Below are 16,983 nucleotides of genomic sequence, written 5' to 3'. Positions count from 1 at the left end.
TTCTTATTGGAAGCATTGATACTAATTTTGGATACCATATTAATAGAATTTTGGCACGTCTTTTGAATCTAAACGTCATATAACCTTAAAACCGTTAGATTATGAAAATTTTAAAACTACTATTAGGATTTGCTCTTGTTGCCACATTGTTTACATCTTGTTATGTAGAAGAAGTACATTATAATGATGAACCAAACATCTCATTAAATCAGTTATTAAATTCTTATGATTTATGGTATGTAGATATTAATGAAACTCAAGGTTATGGAGAAACACCTTTTTTGCAAATAGCATTTACGGTATCATTTAATAACGGCATTATGTATGCTAATAATAACTTAGTTGGTATTATTGGTAGCCAAGGTAATGGTTACGGAGTTCAAATTGGTACTTATAATGCTTATGATATGATATTAGATGTAAATCATATTATAGATGGTTATGATAGTTTTGATGTTTATCAATTAGATAATAATACCTTAGAATTATATAATCCTTTTAATGATACCTCTTATTTTTTGCATGGATATCAGCGTTCTAATTTTGATTATGATTACGTGTTTTACGATAATATTCATTATTTCTTGCAAGAATACGAAGCTTGGGAAAAAACATATACAAGTAATTATGGAGCATTAAATGATTTTGATAATGAGAATTACCTACAGTTTTTATCTGGTGGAAATGATGATACATTTAGAAGCTCTCAAGATGTAAATATTTATAATCCAGATAATATATTTTGGGATTTTATAGGTGATTATGGCGTAGGTAATGTTTCTGGTAATATGTACCTAAAAACATTAACATTAGATTATGATTTCTTTGACAATGAATTCTTTGAACTGAGCGTTATTAATGATAACAAGATAGAATTGTTTCACCCAAATTCTGGCACTTTATATGAGTTTACAGGAAGAGGTTATATACAATATTACAGAGATGCGCCAACAGAAGGTAAATCAGTTATACAAGAAAATGAACTTAAAAAGCGTAAACAAAACACAAAGAAAGTAGAGAATACTAGAGAAAATACGAGAAGTATTTAAAACTTAAAGATACAAATGAAACTAAATTTTGGTTGGTTATTTAGTTTCAGAACGCTCAGAGAAACATTTGTTTTTCTGAGCGTTTTCTTTTAAATTTAATTAGTTGGTTTACAGGTTCTTTAATATAACTTCTAAGTCTTTTAACTCATAAGGTTTAGCCATTATAATTTTATCCGCACTTAAAAGAAAATACATAGGTGTAGCAGAAACTCCATAAGTTATAACTGTTGGGTTTTCCCATTTACCTAACCCAATTTGATGTATAAAATTTGGATAGTTTTTAATTTCTTTATCCCAATGATTATCTTCTTTTTCTAAACCAAAAGCCACAACTTTTAAGTTGGGTTTGTTAGCAACCATGTCTTTTACTTTTGGTAACTCATCTAAACAGTGTCCGCAAGCGCTACTCCAAAAAACAAGTAAATAATAATCGGATCCTTTTAATTGGTGTAAGCTTGTGTTTTGTCCATTAGAAGTTATTTCAAAATTAGGCGCTACAGCTCCTATAGATGTATTTTTAAAAGAGGTTACCATTTCTTCTAATACTTTATTGTTGGTTGCTTTAGCTAATTCTAATAAATAATTATCTGTAATGTAATTAGCAACCTCATGGTTTTCTGAGCTTACAAAATGTTGCCATAGCATTTCTAATAAACTTGTTTTAATAATTAAATCATCATTAGAAATTGCCTTTGCTACATCGTCAATATGAGATTTGTAGGTGTCATTAGTTGGGTTTTGCACCATGTTAAAGACATAAGAGGTTACCCGATCTGTTAAAAACGTAGAGCTTTGTAATAAGTAATTGCTAAAATCTACCTGACTTAAATAGTGTTCTTTTAAGTTTTTAGAATAGGTGGAAATGTTTTCATATTGTGCAGGCATATAAGGACGATTAGCTGTTATAAAATTAAGCGCTAATTTATCTTTAGCTAAATCTTCGTATGCTAATTGGGTGTCTTTTAATGTTTTAAAAATGGCACTAAACCCTTTTTTATCTTCGTTATTTTTAGTGTAATAATTACTAATGGTGTGGTTTACCATTTCAATACTTTTTAAGTAAGACATCCAAAGTTTATTTTCTTCAGATTCTGTAAATTCTACACCTTCATCTTGGTTAAAATTGAAGTTAACAGACTCTTTGCCATCATAGATAAAATCGAAATTATTTTCTTCTGGCGGAATTGCATAAACTATTTTGTAAATACCAGCTTCTAAGGAGTCTTTTAATTTTATTTCAAACTGACCATTGCTGTCTAATTTTCCTCTATCAATGTAATTAGCACCTTCTGGTGTTGCCTTATATAAAAAAGCATACGTGTAATCTTCTGCTGGTGAAAACGTGCCTTTTATAGTTTGTGCCAGTGAGATAAATGGTAATACTAATGCTATGATTAAAATTTTCTTCATTTTATTTATGCTATTTATTTACAATGGTGTGTCAAAAATTGAGCCATTTTAAAGTAGTTATTGTGTTTTAGATCTAATACTTTCTACAATTACAGTAGCTAATATTAAAGCGCCTCCAACAAATGTATGTATTGTTGGTATTTCATTCAAGAAAAAGAAGGCAATTATAATTCCAAAAACGGGTTGTGTGCTTCCTATTATGCTCGCTGTACTTGCTTTAAAGTATTTTAAACTATTTACAAATAGTGTATGGCCAATTGATGTGGTTACTAATGCTAGTAATAAAACGTAAGGATATTGTGTTTTAATATTAGAAGTATCCATAATAAATAAAACAGGAGCCAATAATACAGCTACAATAGCAACTTGATAGAACATTAACATAGTGCTGTTATAATTGGCAACTTGTCCTTTTAATATTAATATTCTTAAAGCGTAGCAAACAGCAGAAAGTACACCAAATAAAATGCCTTGTAAATGGCCATTTTCTAAATTGAATTCTGGGGCAAGAAAATATATGCCAACCATTACAATTATACCGAGAACAATATGTATTGGATCTAGCTTTGTTTTGGAAAATAGTGGCTCTAATAAAGCTATAATTACAGGAAAGGTAAATAACGAAATCATTCCAATGGCAACGTTAGATAACTTTAAGGCATAGAAATAGGTTATCCAATGTGCTCCCATTAAGATAGCTGCAATAAAAAAGGTTATACGGTCTTTAGCGCTAATTTTTAGTTTAATGCCTTTAAAAGCACAAAAAGTGAATAAAAAAATCATAGCTAAGATAGATCGCCACCAAATAATAACAACAGTAGGCATATCTATAAATCTACCTAATGGACCAGATGTACTTAAGCAAATAGTTGCAATAATTAAAAGTAATAAATTATTTACATGGTTTTTTTCGCTCATTGCATATCAGATAGTGCAGCTAATGCTTGTTTGGTAGATTTAATATTCTCAAATGTAATTAGTAAGCGCAGACCTTTTCTGGTTTGTTTTTCTTTCATTTTGCATTTACCAACATTTTGCTGTACAAATTGTAAAACCTTTGTAAATGCTGTACTTTGGTAAAATCCACTTTGTTGATCTTGCACAAAATAGCCAATCATTTTACTTTGTTTCATTATTAGTATTTCAATACCCATTTTTGTGGCTATCCATTTCAATCTTACGCTATCTAATAAATCTGAAACCTGAGTCGGTAATTCGCCAAAACGGTCAATAATTTCCGTTTCAAACTTTGCTAATTCTTCTTCAGTTTTAATCTCGTTTAGTTTGGTGTATAGATTTAATCGTTCTGTAATGTTGTTGATATAATCGTCTGGAAATAACAATTCAAAATCAGTATCAATAGTAATATCTTTAACGTATGTTTTAGGTTTACCATCATCTTCATATAAATCTGAAAATTCTGTTTCCTTTAACTCTTCAATAGCTTCGTTTAATATTTTTTGATAGGTATCAAAACCAATATCACTTATAAAACCACTTTGTTCGCCACCTAACAAATCTCCTGCTCCACGGATTTCTAAATCTTTCATGGCAATATTAAAACCACTTCCTAATTCTGTAAATTGCTCTAATGCACTAATACGTTTTCTAGCATCTGTTGTCATTGCAGAATATTCTGGAGTAATAAAATAACAGAATGCTTTTTTGTTACTACGGCCAACTCTACCACGCATTTGGTGTAGATCACTTAGACCAAAATTATTTGCGTTATTAATAAAAATGGTATTTGCGTTTGGTACATCTAATCCACTTTCAATAATGGTTGTACTCACTAAAACATCGAATTCCCCATTCATAAAAGCCAGCATCAAAGTTTCTAACTTTTTGCCATCCATTTGTCCATGGCCAATACCAATTTTAGCATCTGGTACCAAACGCTGAAGCATACCAGCAACTTCTTTAATGTTTTCTATTCTATTATGAATAAAAAACACTTGTCCGCCACGTTGTATCTCATAACTAACGGCATCTCTAATGGTTTCTTCACCAAATCTAATAACATGGCTTTCTATAGGATAACGATTTGGAGGTGGTGTAGTAATCACAGATAAATCTCTAGCCGCCATTAAACTAAACTGAAGTGTTCTTGGTATAGGTGTAGCTGTTAGAGTTAAGACGTCTACATTTTCTTTTATGGTTTTAAGTTTTTCTTTTACAGCAACTCCAAACTTTTGCTCTTCATCTACAATGAGTAATCCTAAATCTTTAAATTTTACATTTTTATTAGCGAGTTGATGCGTACCAATTATAATGTCTACACTTCCTTTTTCTAGAGCCTCTAAAGTGTCGCGCTTTTCTTTAGCTGTTCTAAAACGATTAATGTAATCAACGGTTACCGGAAAATCTTTTAAACGTTCTTTAAAAGTACGTGCATGTTGGTATGCTAAAATTGTTGTTGGTACTAACACCGCAACTTGTTTACCGTTATCAACTGCTTTAAAAGCTGCTCTTATGGCAACTTCTGTTTTACCAAAACCAACATCACCACAAACTAAACGATCCATTGGTCGTTCACTCTCCATATCTGCTTTTATATCTGCAGTAGAGGAGGTTTGGTCTGGTGTGTCTTCATAAATAAAAGAGGCTTCTAGCTCTAATTGCATGTGGCTATCTGGTGCGTATTGAAATCCTTTTTTTAATTTTCGTTTAGCATAGAGCTTTATAAGGTTGAAGGCAATTTCTTTAACACGAGATTTTGTTTTTTGTTTTAAAACCTTCCATGCTTTACTACCTAATTTATAAACTGTTGGTGGTTTGCCATCCTTGCCATTAAATTTGGTGATTTTATGTAAAGAGTGAATGCTGAGGTATAAAATATCGCGCTCACCATAAACTAGTTTTATAGCCTCTTGCTTTTTACCTTCGACATTAATTTTTTGTAGTCCACCAAATTTTCCAATACCATGATCAATGTGCGTTACATAATCACCTATCTCTAGATTAGTTAACTCTTTTAAGGTAATTGCTTGTTTTTTGGCATAGCCATTTTTAAGGTGAAATTTATGATAGCGATCAAATATTTGGTGATCCGTATAAACCGCAATTTTATGTTCTGTATCTATGAAACCTTGATATAAAGAAAGTACCACGGTTTTATAATGTACTTCTTGCTCAGCATCATCAAAAATATCATGAAAACGTTTGGCTTGTTGCTCACTAACACAGGCAATGTAATTGGTTATGCCGTTAGCGTGGTTTTCATTTAAATCTTCAATTAATAAATTAAATTGTTTATTAAATGCTGGTTGAGGTTTGGTGTAAAAGGCAATAAGTTGTTTGGCAAACATGGCTTCTGAGCCAAATTCTACCAAGGAATAGTCTAAAAATTGACGTTTTAATACGTCTGAATTGCAGAATAATTCTTTAGGTGAAGCGTGTTTTATATCACTGCTTAAATTATTAAAAGCATCTTCGGCTTTGGTATAAAAATCATCAATTCTAGAAAATATAAGCGAAGCATTTTTAGAAAAAATTACCGTTTTATTAGAAATGTATTTTAAGAAACTTTCACGTTGTTCTGCAATAAGTTTGTTTGCTACATTGGGTATAATGCTTACTTTTTTAATGCGTTCTGTAGATAGTTGTGTTTCTACATCAAAGGTTCTTATACTATCTACTTCATCACCAAAAAATTCAATTCGGTAGGGTTCATCATGCGAAAAAGAAAACACATCTACAATTCCACCTCTAACCGAGAAATCTCCTGGTTCAGTGACAAAATCTACACGTTTAAATTTATATTCAAATAAAACTTCGTTTACAAAATCTATGCTTAACTCGTTACCAACAGTAATTTTCAAGGTGTTTTTTTCTAGTTCCTTCTTTGTCACTACTTTTTCAAAAAGTGCATCAGGATAGGTGACAATAATGCATGGTTTTTTACGCGAATTGATACGGTTAAGCACTTCTGCTCTTAAAAGCACGTTGGCATTGTTGGTTTCTTCTATTTGGTATGGTCTGCGATAACTACCAGGATAAAATAAAACATCTTTATCATTAATGAGTTGTTCTAAATCATTAAGGTAAAAAGCTGCTTCTTCTTTATCATCTAATATAAGTAAAAAGGGGTGCTCTGCGGTTTTAAATGCTTCTGCTATTGTAATTGATAATGAAGAACCTACAAGACCTTTTAAATGTGTTTTTGTTTTGCCATTGGCTTCAGTTAAGGCAATAGCAGTTTGCAGATTTTGCAATTGCAAAGTCTGTGCGAATGTTTGGGCGATAGACACTTTACTCAAGTTTCTTATTTTGATAGTACAAATATAAAATTTTTGAAGGGTTATTAATTGAAATAATCTTTTATTAGAATTATATTTGCGCGTATTTAAAACAATAAAAATATGTCAATTTCAGATTTATACGATAGTGGCTTTAGAAAACGCAATACCGATCATTTTGCATCAATAGTTCGTGTAGCCATGAGTGATGGAATTATTACAGATTCCGAAAAAACATTTTTAGATCGATTAGCAAGAAATCTAAATGTAACGGAAAATGATTATGAAAAAATATTAAAAGATTATAACTCTTACCCAATTAATCCTCCTGTATCTTATGACAACCGTTTAGAACGATTGTTTGATTTAACAAGAATGGTTTGGGCAGATGGTGTAAAAGGTGAGGCTCAAGAAAGTTTATTACATAAGTTTTGTGTAGGCTTAGGGTTTCATGCTGTTAATGTAAAATATATTGCAGATAAAGCATTAGAGTTGGTAAAAAACGAGGCTACTTTAGAAGAGTTTAGCTATGGTATTAAGAACATGAACCAATAATTCTAAATACATATTAAAACTAAAAAAGCAACCCAATTTGGGTTGCTTTTTTAGTTTTAATATGCACAAAAGATTTACTCTACATTATCTCTCATAAATTCCTCTGCCTTTTCTACCATATTTTTGCTGCCACAGATAAAAGGAACTCTCTGGTGCAATTCGGTTGGTTTTATATCCATAATACGTGTGTAACCATCACTCGCTTTTCCGTTAGCTTGTTCTGCTAAAAATGCCATTGGATTACATTCATACAATAAACGTAATTTTCCGTTAGGCGCTTTGTAGCTTTTTGGGTACATATATATACCACCTTTAATCATGTTTCTATGAAAGTCTGAAACTAAAGAGCCTATATAACGCGATGTATATGGCCTATTGTCTTTTTCTTCTTGGCAGTATTTTATATACTTTTTAATACCTAATGGAAAATGTACATAATTACCCTCATTTACAGAATAGATGGTACCATCTTCTGGGAATTGCATATTTGGATGCGATAAATAGAATGATCCAATTGCTGGGTTTAATGTAAATCCATTTACACCATCTCCTGTGGTATACACTAGCATTGTAGATGTACCATAAACTACATAGCCAGCAGCTACTTGTTGGTTTCCTTTTTGTAAAAAGTCTTCCATGGTTACAGGTGTTCCTACAGGTGTAACTCTTCTATAAATAGAAAAAATGGTACCAACAGACACGTTAACATCTATGTTAGAAGAACCATCTAAAGGATCAATTAAAACCACGTATTTATTTTGATGATTTTCATCTTGACTATTAATGGTAATAAAATCATCTTCTTCTTCACTAGCAATACCACACACAATATTTCTTTTGGTCATGGTTTGTATAAACTTATCATTAGCGTATACATCTAATTTTTGCTGATCTTCTCCTTGTATATTAGTGTCACCAGCAGCACCAATGATATCTACAAGGCCAGCTTTGTTTACCTCATGGTTTACAACTTTGGCGGCTAAACGAATAGAATTTATTAATCTAGATAATTCTCCAGAAGTGTATTTAAACGATGATTGATTCTCTATTATAAATTCTCCTAAAGTTTGTTTTTTATTTGGCATCAAGTAAATTATTGATTAGTAGCGTACAAATATCGTATTTTTTAACAAACTATAACGTTTTCGTACGTGAAATTAGTTGTTTTGTAGTCAGAGTTTAGATTATCTTTGGTATTTCTTTTTATATATTTCATGAGTCAACCAAGATTAGCTACTAAACAAGATATGCCAAGAGTTTTAGAACTTATTCAAGAATTAGCAACTTTTGAAAAAGAGCCAGATGCAGTAGAAGTAACCCTCCAAGATTTAGAAAATGATGGTTTTGGTACCATTCCAAAATTCACCTGTTTTGTTTTAGAAAATGATGCCATAATAGAAGGTATTGCTTTAGTGTATCCTAGATACTCTACATGGAAAGGTCAGGTACTGCATTTAGAAGACCTTATTGTAAGCAAAGCTAGTAGAGGTAAAGGTTTAGGAACTCAACTTTTAGATGCGGTTGTTAAGCACGCTCAATCTTTAGGTGTTAAACGAGTGAGTTGGGAAGTTTTAGACTGGAACGAACCGGCAATAGATTTTTATGAAAGCAAAGGCGCAAATGTAATGAGAGATTGGAACGTAGTTCAATTAAATGAAAAGGCAATAGCGAGCTATATAAATAATATTAAGTAATAAGGTTACCGCTATTTTGAGAAGTGCATATGAGAGTTTATAAATTTGGAGGTGCATCTGTAAAAGATGCAGATGGTGTAAAAAACTTAGCAAAAGTATTACAAACTACAGGCTACGATAATACATTAGTTGTGATTTCTGCAATGGGAAAAACAACCAATAGTATGGAACTCGTAATTAAAAATTATTTTGAAAATAAAGACGAATTACAAAGTGCTCTACACGATGTAATTAAATACCATAATGATATTATGGTAGATTTATTTTCTAATAATCATCACCAAGTATTTAAGGATGTAAAAGCCTTTTTTGATGAATTAAGCCTTTTTTTTAAAAGTAATAAATCACCAGATTATAATTACGTTTATGATCAAGTTATAGGTTATGGCGAATTAATATCTACGACAATTATAAGCCATTATCTCAATGAAATTGACCTGAAAAATAATTGGGTAGATGTTAGAGAGTTGATAAAAACGGATAATTATTACAGACATTCTAACATAAATTGGGAAGCCACACAAACTAATATTTCATCACATATAAATATTAATATTTTAAATATTACTCAAGGTTTTTTGGGTAGTGATGCTAATAATTTTACAACTACGCTAGGTAGAGAAGGTAGTGATTATACGGCAGCTATTTTTGCCTATTGCTTAAATGCTAATAGTGTTACAATTTGGAAAGATGTACCAGGAGTTTTAAATGCAGATCCACGTTTTTTTAAAAACACCCAATTATTACATCAAATATCATACAGAGAAGCTATTGAGTTGGCGTTTTATGGCGCATCTGTTATACATCCTAAAACTTTACAGCCGTTGCAACAAAAGGAAATTCCATTGTATGTAAAATCATTTTTAAACCCTAAGGGTAATGGAACATGCGTAAGTAAAGGCAAAGATTTAGAACCTGAAATTCCTTGTTTTATTGTAAAGAAAAATCAGACGTTAATTTCACTGTCGTCATTAGATTTTTCATACATAATGGAAGAAAATATAAGTGATATTTTTAGTTTGTTACATTTATATAAAATGAAGGTAGATGTTATTCAGAATTCTGCCATTAGTTTTTCAGTTTGTATTGACAATTTATATGATAATCTAGAAAAATTATTACAACATTTAAAAGCTAAATTTAATGTAACATGTAACAGAAATGTAAGTCTTTATACAATTAGAAATTATAACGACCTTGCAATAAAAGAGTTAGAAAAAGACAAAACTATATTATTAAAGCAATTAACACAAGGCACAGTTCAAATTGTAACTAAATAAACTTTACTACATTTGTTTTATGGGTAAATCGTCCGATATTGGTTTGGTAACCGCAAAAGAAGTTGCAAAAGCAATCCACGTTGATAAGTATGGATTCTTAGGTACATTTTTTGGATGGATATTAATGAAAGTTCTAAAAATTTCTACGCTAAATAGAATATATAAAAGAAACAAACACCTTAGTAATGTTGAATTTTTAGATAGTATTTTAGAAGAATTTCAAATTAAATTCAAAATTCCAGAAGCAGATTTGAAACGTCTGCCAAAAGAAGGACCATACATTACGGTCTCTAACCATCCGCTTGGAGGTATAGACGGTATTCTATTGTTAAAATTAATGATAGAGCAACGTAGCGATTTTAAAATAATGGCTAATTTTTTATTACATAGAATAGAGCCATTAAAACCCTATGTTATGCCTGTTAATCCGTTTGAAGGACGTAAAGATGCAGCTAGTAGTATTGCCGGATTTAAAAATGCAATCTTACATATAAGAGAAGGTCATCCGTTAGGTTTGTTTCCGGCAGGTGAAGTTTCTACCTATCGCGACGGAAAATTAGTAGTAGATAAAGCGTGGGAAGTTGCTGCAATGAAACTAATACAAAAAGCAGAAGTGCCAGTTGTACCAATTTATTTTCATGCTAAAAACAGTCGTTTGTTTTATAGACTTTCTAAAATTAGCGACACGCTTAGAACAGCAAAATTACCATCAGAATTACTAACGCAAAAGCGTCGTGTTATAAAAGTAAGAGTAGGAAAACCTATTGCCGTTAAAGATCAAAAAGATCATCCTAAATTATCTGAATTTACAGATTTTATTAGACGTAAAACCTATATGTTATCTAAAACTTTTGAAGATAAACCAAAGATTTTAGATAATATTCAGTCGCAATTAAAAACACCAAAACCGCCTAAGCGTATTGTTACTCCTATTGCTCCAGAAATTATGATTGCTGAGGTAGATAAATTGAGAGACGAAAATTGTAGACTGTTAGAGAGTAAAAATTACGAAGTGTTTTTAGCCTCTGCAAAACATATTCCGAATATTTTAAGAGAAATAGGAAGGCTAAGAGAAATTACATTTAGAGAAGTAGGCGAAGGTACAAACGAAGCTATAGATTTAGATTCTTTTGATACCTACTATCATCATATGTTTTTGTGGGACAACGATAAAAATGTAATGGCAGGTGCTTACAGAATGGGCTTAGGTTCTAAAATATATGAGCGTTACGGTATAGATGGTTTTTATTTACAAGACCTCTTCCGTTTTGAACCCGAATTGCATAAAATGATGAGCCAATCTATAGAAATGGGTAGAGCCTTTATTATTAAAGAATATCAACAAAAACCAATGCCATTATTTTTACTTTGGAAAGGTATTGTACATACTACTTTGCGTTTTCCGGAGCACAAATATTTAATAGGTGGAGTTAGTATTAGTAATCAATTTTCAAATTTCTCTAAGAGTTTAATGATTGAGTTTATGAAATCGCATTACTATGATCCCTATGTAGCACAATATGTGCATCCTAAAAAGGAATTTAAAGTTAAACTACAAGATGCAGATAAAGATTTTGTGTTTGATGAGACTGAAGCCGATTTAAATAAGTTTGATAAAATTATAGATGAAGTAGAACCAGGTGCTTTACGTCTTCCTGTTTTGCTAAAAAAATATATTAAACAAAATGCCAGACTGGTAGCATTTAATGTGGATCCTTTATTTAATAATGCGGTAGATGGCTTAATGTATATTAAAATTGCAGACTTGCCAGAGAGTACAGTAAGACCTGTAATGGAAGAATTTCAGGCAGAATTAGAGCGAAAATTCATGGAAAACCATGAACAAAATGATAAATAAATTAGGTCTAATATTCTTTTTTTTGCCATGGTTTTGTGTATCTCAAACACTAACAGGTACTGTTATAGATAAGGCCACTCAACAACCTTTAGAAACTGTTGCTGTTTATTTTAATAATACCACCATAGGAACTACTACAGATCATAAAGGTGAATTTTCTATAAGCTATACTGATGCGGTTCAGTCTACTTTGGTAATATCGTTTTTAGGGTTTGAGAAAGTATATGTTGATGATTTTAGATTAAAAAAGAACATTACTATAGAATTGATTGAAGCAGAAAATGCTTTAGATGAGGTTTACGTTGCGTATGATGATGGTTTAACAAGGCGACAAAAATTAAGACTTTTTAGAAAAGAATTTTTAGGAACTTCTAAGTTTGGAAAATCTTGTAAAATTTTAAATGAAGACGATTTACTTTTAAAATACGATAAAGGAAATAAGGCGTTATATGCTAGTTCTAAAGTGGTACTCAAAATTAAAAACAAAGCTCTAGGTTATTTAATTACTTATGATTTAATGGATTTTGAAGTTAATTTTCGTTATGCCGATCTAAATAGCTTAACGTTTACTGTGAGTTCAGTTACATTTTTTGGCACTTCGTTTTTTAAAGAATTAGAAGATTCTAAAAAATCTAAAATAGAAAAGAACAGAAGTGAAGTCTACAAGGGCTCAGTTCAGCATTTTATGCGATCATTATATAATAAAAATTTAAGAGAAGAAGGCTATTTTATTTTCTCTGATGGATTTGTAGTTGATGAATGGTCTTATTTTAATGTTGAATCATTGGTTAATTCTGATTTTAAAAAGGTAACATTAAAGGATAAAGTTTCAATCTTATACAATAAAGATTTTCAATCAGAATTACTTCTAGAAATAGACGAATTTTACGTTGATATTTATGGGAATTATACACCAATAATTGGTTTATTCTTTGGTGGTGCTATGGGAAGTCAGCGTGTGGGTGATACAGTACCTTTAGATTATGGTATTCTCAAAACATAAAAAAACCCTGAACGCTAATTCTGGGTTTCTACTACATTTTATTATTTAATTAAAGGCTTTTAAACCATTCTTGAAATTGTTTACCCAATAAAAACGATGGTTTCATTTGTCCATTTAAAGCACTGATTAAGCTCATTATCCATGCAACCATAACTACAAGACCTAAAATCCATCCTAAAAACGGAATCCAAACTAAAAACATTAATAACCAAAAGCCTAGCATTTGCCTAATGTAAAAAGAACCAAACTCTGTTTTATTACTACTGTTCATTACAAGTGCAATAATCCACCCGATAAAAGTAATATGAGCAATGATACCAATATTTTTCCCATCACTTAATACTTCTTTTGCATCATCTGCAAATTCGCTAGCTGCTTTTTTTGCGTCATCCGCAAACTCTTTTGCATCCTCAGAAATTTCACTAGCTTTTTGGCTAATTTTATCACCAGCCTTTTTTGCACTTTCTTTAGCTTCACCTATCATATCTTCAAGGTCATCGCTTAAATTTTTATTATCGTCAGACATGTTTTTTAGTTTTAGTTAGATTTTTGAATTTCAACTCTAAACGGTTAGTTAAGTTATTTTTTACCAAATAATTTAGAAAAGAAACCTTTAGTTTTTTTCTTTGTTTCTATAAAGGTCTCTTTAGCATCTTCTGCTAAATCTTCAAGTTTATCCTCAGCGGCATCTGCAAATTTTGATGCTTTTTCTTTAGCTTCAGAGAGTGATTCTTTAGCGTCTTCAGCAAGGTCAGCAGCTTTAGCTTTAGCAGTATCTGTAAATTCATTAATTTTTTCGCCTGCTTCATCGGCAAATTCCTTAGCTTTTTCTTTCGCCTCGTTATAGGTTTCTTTAGCATCTTCTGCTAAATCGGCAGCTTTTTCTTTAGCCACATCAGAAAATTCACTGATTTTTTCACCTGCTTCGGCAGCTAAATCAGCAGCTTTTTCTTTTGCGCTACCTATTGCTTCTTTTGCATCATCAGCCAATTCGCTAGCTTTTGCACTCATATTATCCGTTATGCTGTCTTGGGCATCACCTAAAACTTCTTTATTTAAATCTGTGTTTTCTGCTGACATTTTCTTAAAATTATATTAGTTAGGTAGTAAAGTTAAAAAAAATATTATTTAAAAAATATATTACTAATTGATTGAAGGTTTTGTATAGAATTATAGTTTTAATTTAACAGCATAATAATACCACCAATTGCAGTTACCAATAAAATGAAGCGCCTATAATTTACATTGGATATTAATTTTACAATTTTTACTCCAATAAAGAACCCAATTATTACAGCAGGAATTAGAACTGAATTTAACACCAAAGAATCCGTTGAAACGGTTTTCCAAATAAAAATATGAAAGGGCAGTTTAATAATATTTATAATAAAAAATAACCAAGCAGCTGTACCAATAAATTCGTTTTTAGGAAAGCGCATGGTTAAAAAGTAAATATTGGCAACAGGACCAGCTAAATTTCCTATCATAGTAGTGAAACCCGCTAAAAAGCCCATGCTTGAAGAAAATATTTTGTTCTTGGGTGGTTCTGCGGATTTTATTCTCTCAAGAAATAGCATTATAACAACAGAGACTATAATTATTACAGCCATAAGCTTTTTAAAAACATATTCAGAGATGTCATTACCAACCCAAACACCAACTACAACACCAACAATCATCCAAGGAATTAATTTCTTAATAATTCTCCAATCGGCATGTCTATTGTAATATATAACTGCTAAAATGTCTGCGGAAATTAGCATTGGTAACAAAATGCCTGTAGAAGCTTTTTCTCCAAATACAAAGGCTAAGATTACAATAAGAATAATACCAATACCTTTAATACCAGATTTAGATAAACCCAATAAAAAAACTGCGAAACTAATGGCAACCCATTGTAGTGTAGTTAAATTATAGGATTGAAGAATTTCTAAATACGTCAATGATAATTGTTTAAAAATAAATTATAGAAAAGCTTTGTCTATAGGTTCCCAAAGTTCAATTTTATTGCCATCATTGTCTAAAATCCAGCCAAATTTACCATAGTCGTATTCTTCCATTTTACCAACTATAGTAACACCTTCTTCTTTTAAAGTTTTTAAAAGTTCTTCTAAATTTTCAACTCTATAGTTAAACATAAAGTCTTTTTTAGAAGGCTCTATGTATTTGGTGTCTTCTGCAAATGGACTCCATTGCGTAGAGCAGTCTTTACCTTCTTTGTTTTTCCACCAAAAGGTGCAACCATAATCGTCTGTATTAAAACCTAGATGTTTTTTGTACCAATCTTTTGCTGCTTTTGGGTCTTTAGTTTTAAAGAATAATCCACCAATGCCTGTGACTCTTTTTTTCATCAAAAATTTGTTCTTGTTCCCTTAAAAAAGGCAATTTAGTTAAACTCAATACATACAAGATTTTTCAAACCTTGCAAGAAACATTATTTTTTTATGGACTTTTCGTAAATTTCTATCCATTCTTCAACAGACATTTTTCCTAAAAGTTCTTCAATTAAATCATAAGGAATGTCCTCCATTTTTTTAAACCTAACACAGCTTTTTCCCATATCTAATTTGTATTTACAATGTTTGGGATATTCTTCTACAAACCAATTGTATAATTCTTTTTTGGCATACATACCAGAATGATATAGTGCAATAAAATTTTTTTGAGACGCTAAGCTTATAAAAGGTAAAGGCGGAAAAGGTTTACAATGATAACCATCTGGATAAATTGATTTTGGAACATAATAGCCCAGCATACCATAACTCATACCAGCTTCTAAGCCTTTAGGCATATTCTTTTTTATAAGCTCATTTAGTTTTGTAATTGGTTGTTTTCTGTCTTCCGGAAGTTGATTGATGTATTCTTCTGGTGTTTCGGCTTTATAGGTCATAATTTATATGATTTTAATACTACAAGTTAGCAAAATTTAGCTTTAACTTTATCTACAATGGTTTGTGAGAGTTTTATGTTGCTTTCAATAGTCCAACCTGCAACATGTGGTGTTAGTAAAACATTTTTTGCTTTTATTAAATATTGAAAGGCCTCAGGCATATTATCGGATGAGAATAAATTTTCAAAAGAGGATTTCTCGTATTCTAAAACATCTAAACCTGCACCTAAAATTTTACCAGATTTTAATGCTGACACTAAATCTTTGGTGACAACACTTTTACCACGTGCTGTATTAATTAACCAAAATGGTTTTTGAAATCCGTTTATAAATGCTAAATCTACCATGTTAATAGTTAACTCAGTTTGTGGTGTATGTAAACTTAGCACATCTGCTTTTTCTTGTAATACTTCTAGAGATACTTGTTTGGCATTAGCATCTTCAACATTGTCTTTTAAATCGTAGCATAATACGTCTACATCAAAACCTCTTAGTTTTTTAGCAAATGCTTTCCCCATGTTTCCATAGCCAATGAGTCCAACGGTTTTACCATCTAATTCTAAACCTCTGTTTTCTTCTCGTAACCATTTGCCTTGCCTTACTTCGTTATCAGCTTTATTCAGTTTGTTGAAAAGTGAAAGTAGCATTCCTAAGGCATGCTCGCCAACGGCATTTCGGTTACCTTCTGGCGCAGAAATGAGTTGAATGCCTTTTGCTGCGGCATAATCACAGTCTATATTTTCTAAACCTGCACCAACGCGTCCTATAAATTTTAGGTTTGTTGCTGCATCTAAAAATTGTTTATCTATGGAGAAACGACTTCGAATTATAAAACCATCGTAATCCGCAATTTTGGCTTCAATTTCAGCTTTTGAAGATGTGTAATCTATATGATTTGTGAATCCTAAATCGTTAAGCTGATTTAAAAGTAGAGGATGGTTAGAGTCTAGGTGTAATATTTTCATCAACTAATTGTAACTTTAAATAGTCCTTTTATTTATTCCTT

16 protein-coding genes are annotated in these 16,983 nt (G+C 31.2%); 6 read left to right on the top strand and 10 right to left on the bottom strand.

Annotated elements, in window-relative coordinates:
- Window positions 1-101: 101 nt before the first annotated feature.
- On the top strand, window positions 102-1,049 hold the full coding sequence (locus GN138_RS13205) for a nicotinic acid mononucleotide adenyltransferase (RefSeq protein ID WP_157364477.1): 948 nt from the start codon (window positions 102-104) through the stop codon (window positions 1,047-1,049).
- A 108-nt stretch (window positions 1,050-1,157) separates the two neighbouring features.
- Here the strand turns inward: GN138_RS13205 and GN138_RS13200 are convergent, their stop codons facing one another.
- Genes GN138_RS13200 through mfd form a run of 3 tightly spaced genes read right to left on the bottom strand, consistent with a single transcriptional unit; the run spans window position 1,158 to window position 6,718 of the window.
- Window positions 1,158-2,459, bottom strand: coding sequence for a TlpA family protein disulfide reductase (locus GN138_RS13200; RefSeq protein ID WP_157364476.1), 1,302 nt, complete (start codon window positions 2,457-2,459; stop codon window positions 1,158-1,160).
- 57 nt (window positions 2,460-2,516) lie between these two features.
- A complete protein-coding gene (locus GN138_RS13195) occupies window positions 2,517-3,377 on the bottom strand; it encodes a DMT family transporter (RefSeq protein WP_157364475.1) in 861 nt (286 codons plus the stop codon).
- Window positions 3,374-6,718, bottom strand: a complete 3,345-nt coding sequence (mfd, locus tag GN138_RS13190; protein WP_157364474.1) for a transcription-repair coupling factor — start codon at window positions 6,716-6,718, stop codon at window positions 3,374-3,376. Before mfd ends, GN138_RS13195 begins: the two co-directional genes overlap by 4 nt.
- A gap of 102 nt (window positions 6,719-6,820) precedes the next feature.
- Between mfd and GN138_RS13185 the strand changes: the two genes are divergently transcribed.
- Entirely contained in the window at window positions 6,821-7,252 is a 432-nt protein-coding gene (locus tag GN138_RS13185) for a TerB family tellurite resistance protein (RefSeq protein ID WP_157364473.1), read from the top strand.
- Window positions 7,253-7,326: 74 nt separating this feature from the next.
- Here the strand turns inward: GN138_RS13185 and fbp are convergent, their stop codons facing one another.
- Window positions 7,327-8,337 carry a class 1 fructose-bisphosphatase gene (gene fbp, locus GN138_RS13180; RefSeq protein WP_157364472.1) on the bottom strand — a complete coding sequence of 337 codons (1,011 nt, stop codon included), beginning with the start codon at window positions 8,335-8,337 and terminating at the stop codon, window positions 7,327-7,329.
- A gap of 129 nt (window positions 8,338-8,466) precedes the next feature.
- Between fbp and GN138_RS13175 the strand changes: the two genes are divergently transcribed.
- From GN138_RS13175 to GN138_RS13160, 4 genes are read left to right on the top strand one after another with little or no spacing between them, the layout of a single operon-like run.
- Window positions 8,467-8,946, top strand: a complete 480-nt coding sequence (locus GN138_RS13175; RefSeq protein WP_157364471.1) for a GNAT family N-acetyltransferase — start codon at window positions 8,467-8,469, stop codon at window positions 8,944-8,946.
- Window positions 8,947-8,975: 29 nt separating this feature from the next.
- Complete coding sequence (locus GN138_RS13170) at window positions 8,976-10,226, top strand: aspartate kinase (RefSeq protein WP_157364470.1); 1,251 nt, start codon at window positions 8,976-8,978, stop codon at window positions 10,224-10,226.
- Window positions 10,227-10,245: 19 nt separating this feature from the next.
- On the top strand, window positions 10,246-12,084 hold the full coding sequence (locus tag GN138_RS13165) for a GNAT family N-acyltransferase (protein WP_157364469.1): 1,839 nt from the start codon (window positions 10,246-10,248) through the stop codon (window positions 12,082-12,084).
- A complete protein-coding gene (locus tag GN138_RS13160; RefSeq protein ID WP_197429350.1) occupies window positions 12,074-13,087 on the top strand; it encodes a carboxypeptidase-like regulatory domain-containing protein in 1,014 nt (337 codons plus the stop codon). The genes GN138_RS13165 and GN138_RS13160 overlap by 11 nt, the downstream gene beginning before the upstream one ends.
- Window positions 13,088-13,136: 49 nt before the next feature.
- Here the strand turns inward: GN138_RS13160 and GN138_RS13155 are convergent, their stop codons facing one another.
- The 6 genes from GN138_RS13155 to GN138_RS13130 all read right to left on the bottom strand — a co-directional run bounded on the left by GN138_RS13155 (window position 13,137) and on the right by GN138_RS13130 (window position 16,942).
- Complete coding sequence (locus GN138_RS13155; RefSeq protein ID WP_157364467.1) at window positions 13,137-13,613, bottom strand: YtxH domain-containing protein; 477 nt, start codon at window positions 13,611-13,613, stop codon at window positions 13,137-13,139.
- A 53-nt stretch (window positions 13,614-13,666) separates the two neighbouring features.
- On the bottom strand, window positions 13,667-14,167 hold the full coding sequence (locus GN138_RS13150; protein ID WP_157364466.1) for a hypothetical protein: 501 nt from the start codon (window positions 14,165-14,167) through the stop codon (window positions 13,667-13,669).
- A gap of 98 nt (window positions 14,168-14,265) precedes the next feature.
- A complete protein-coding gene (locus GN138_RS13145; protein ID WP_157364465.1) occupies window positions 14,266-15,030 on the bottom strand; it encodes a sulfite exporter TauE/SafE family protein in 765 nt (254 codons plus the stop codon).
- Between the two features lie 21 nt (window positions 15,031-15,051).
- Complete coding sequence (locus GN138_RS13140) at window positions 15,052-15,438, bottom strand: VOC family protein (RefSeq protein WP_157364464.1); 387 nt, start codon at window positions 15,436-15,438, stop codon at window positions 15,052-15,054.
- An 83-nt stretch (window positions 15,439-15,521) separates the two neighbouring features.
- On the bottom strand, window positions 15,522-15,977 hold the full coding sequence (locus GN138_RS13135) for a DUF1801 domain-containing protein (RefSeq protein ID WP_157364463.1): 456 nt from the start codon (window positions 15,975-15,977) through the stop codon (window positions 15,522-15,524).
- 26 nt (window positions 15,978-16,003) lie between these two features.
- Window positions 16,004-16,942: a 2-hydroxyacid dehydrogenase gene (locus GN138_RS13130; protein WP_157364462.1), complete on the bottom strand. Its 939-nt coding sequence runs from the start codon at window positions 16,940-16,942 to the stop codon at window positions 16,004-16,006.
- Window positions 16,943-16,983 lie beyond the last annotated feature (41 nt).

Source organism: Winogradskyella endarachnes, assembly GCF_009741275.1.
GTDB classification, from domain to species: Bacteria; Bacteroidota; Bacteroidia; order Flavobacteriales; family Flavobacteriaceae; genus Winogradskyella; species Winogradskyella endarachnes.
Note: the sequence above shows the minus strand (reverse complement) of the source record. Positions and strands in the feature narration are given on the sequence as shown.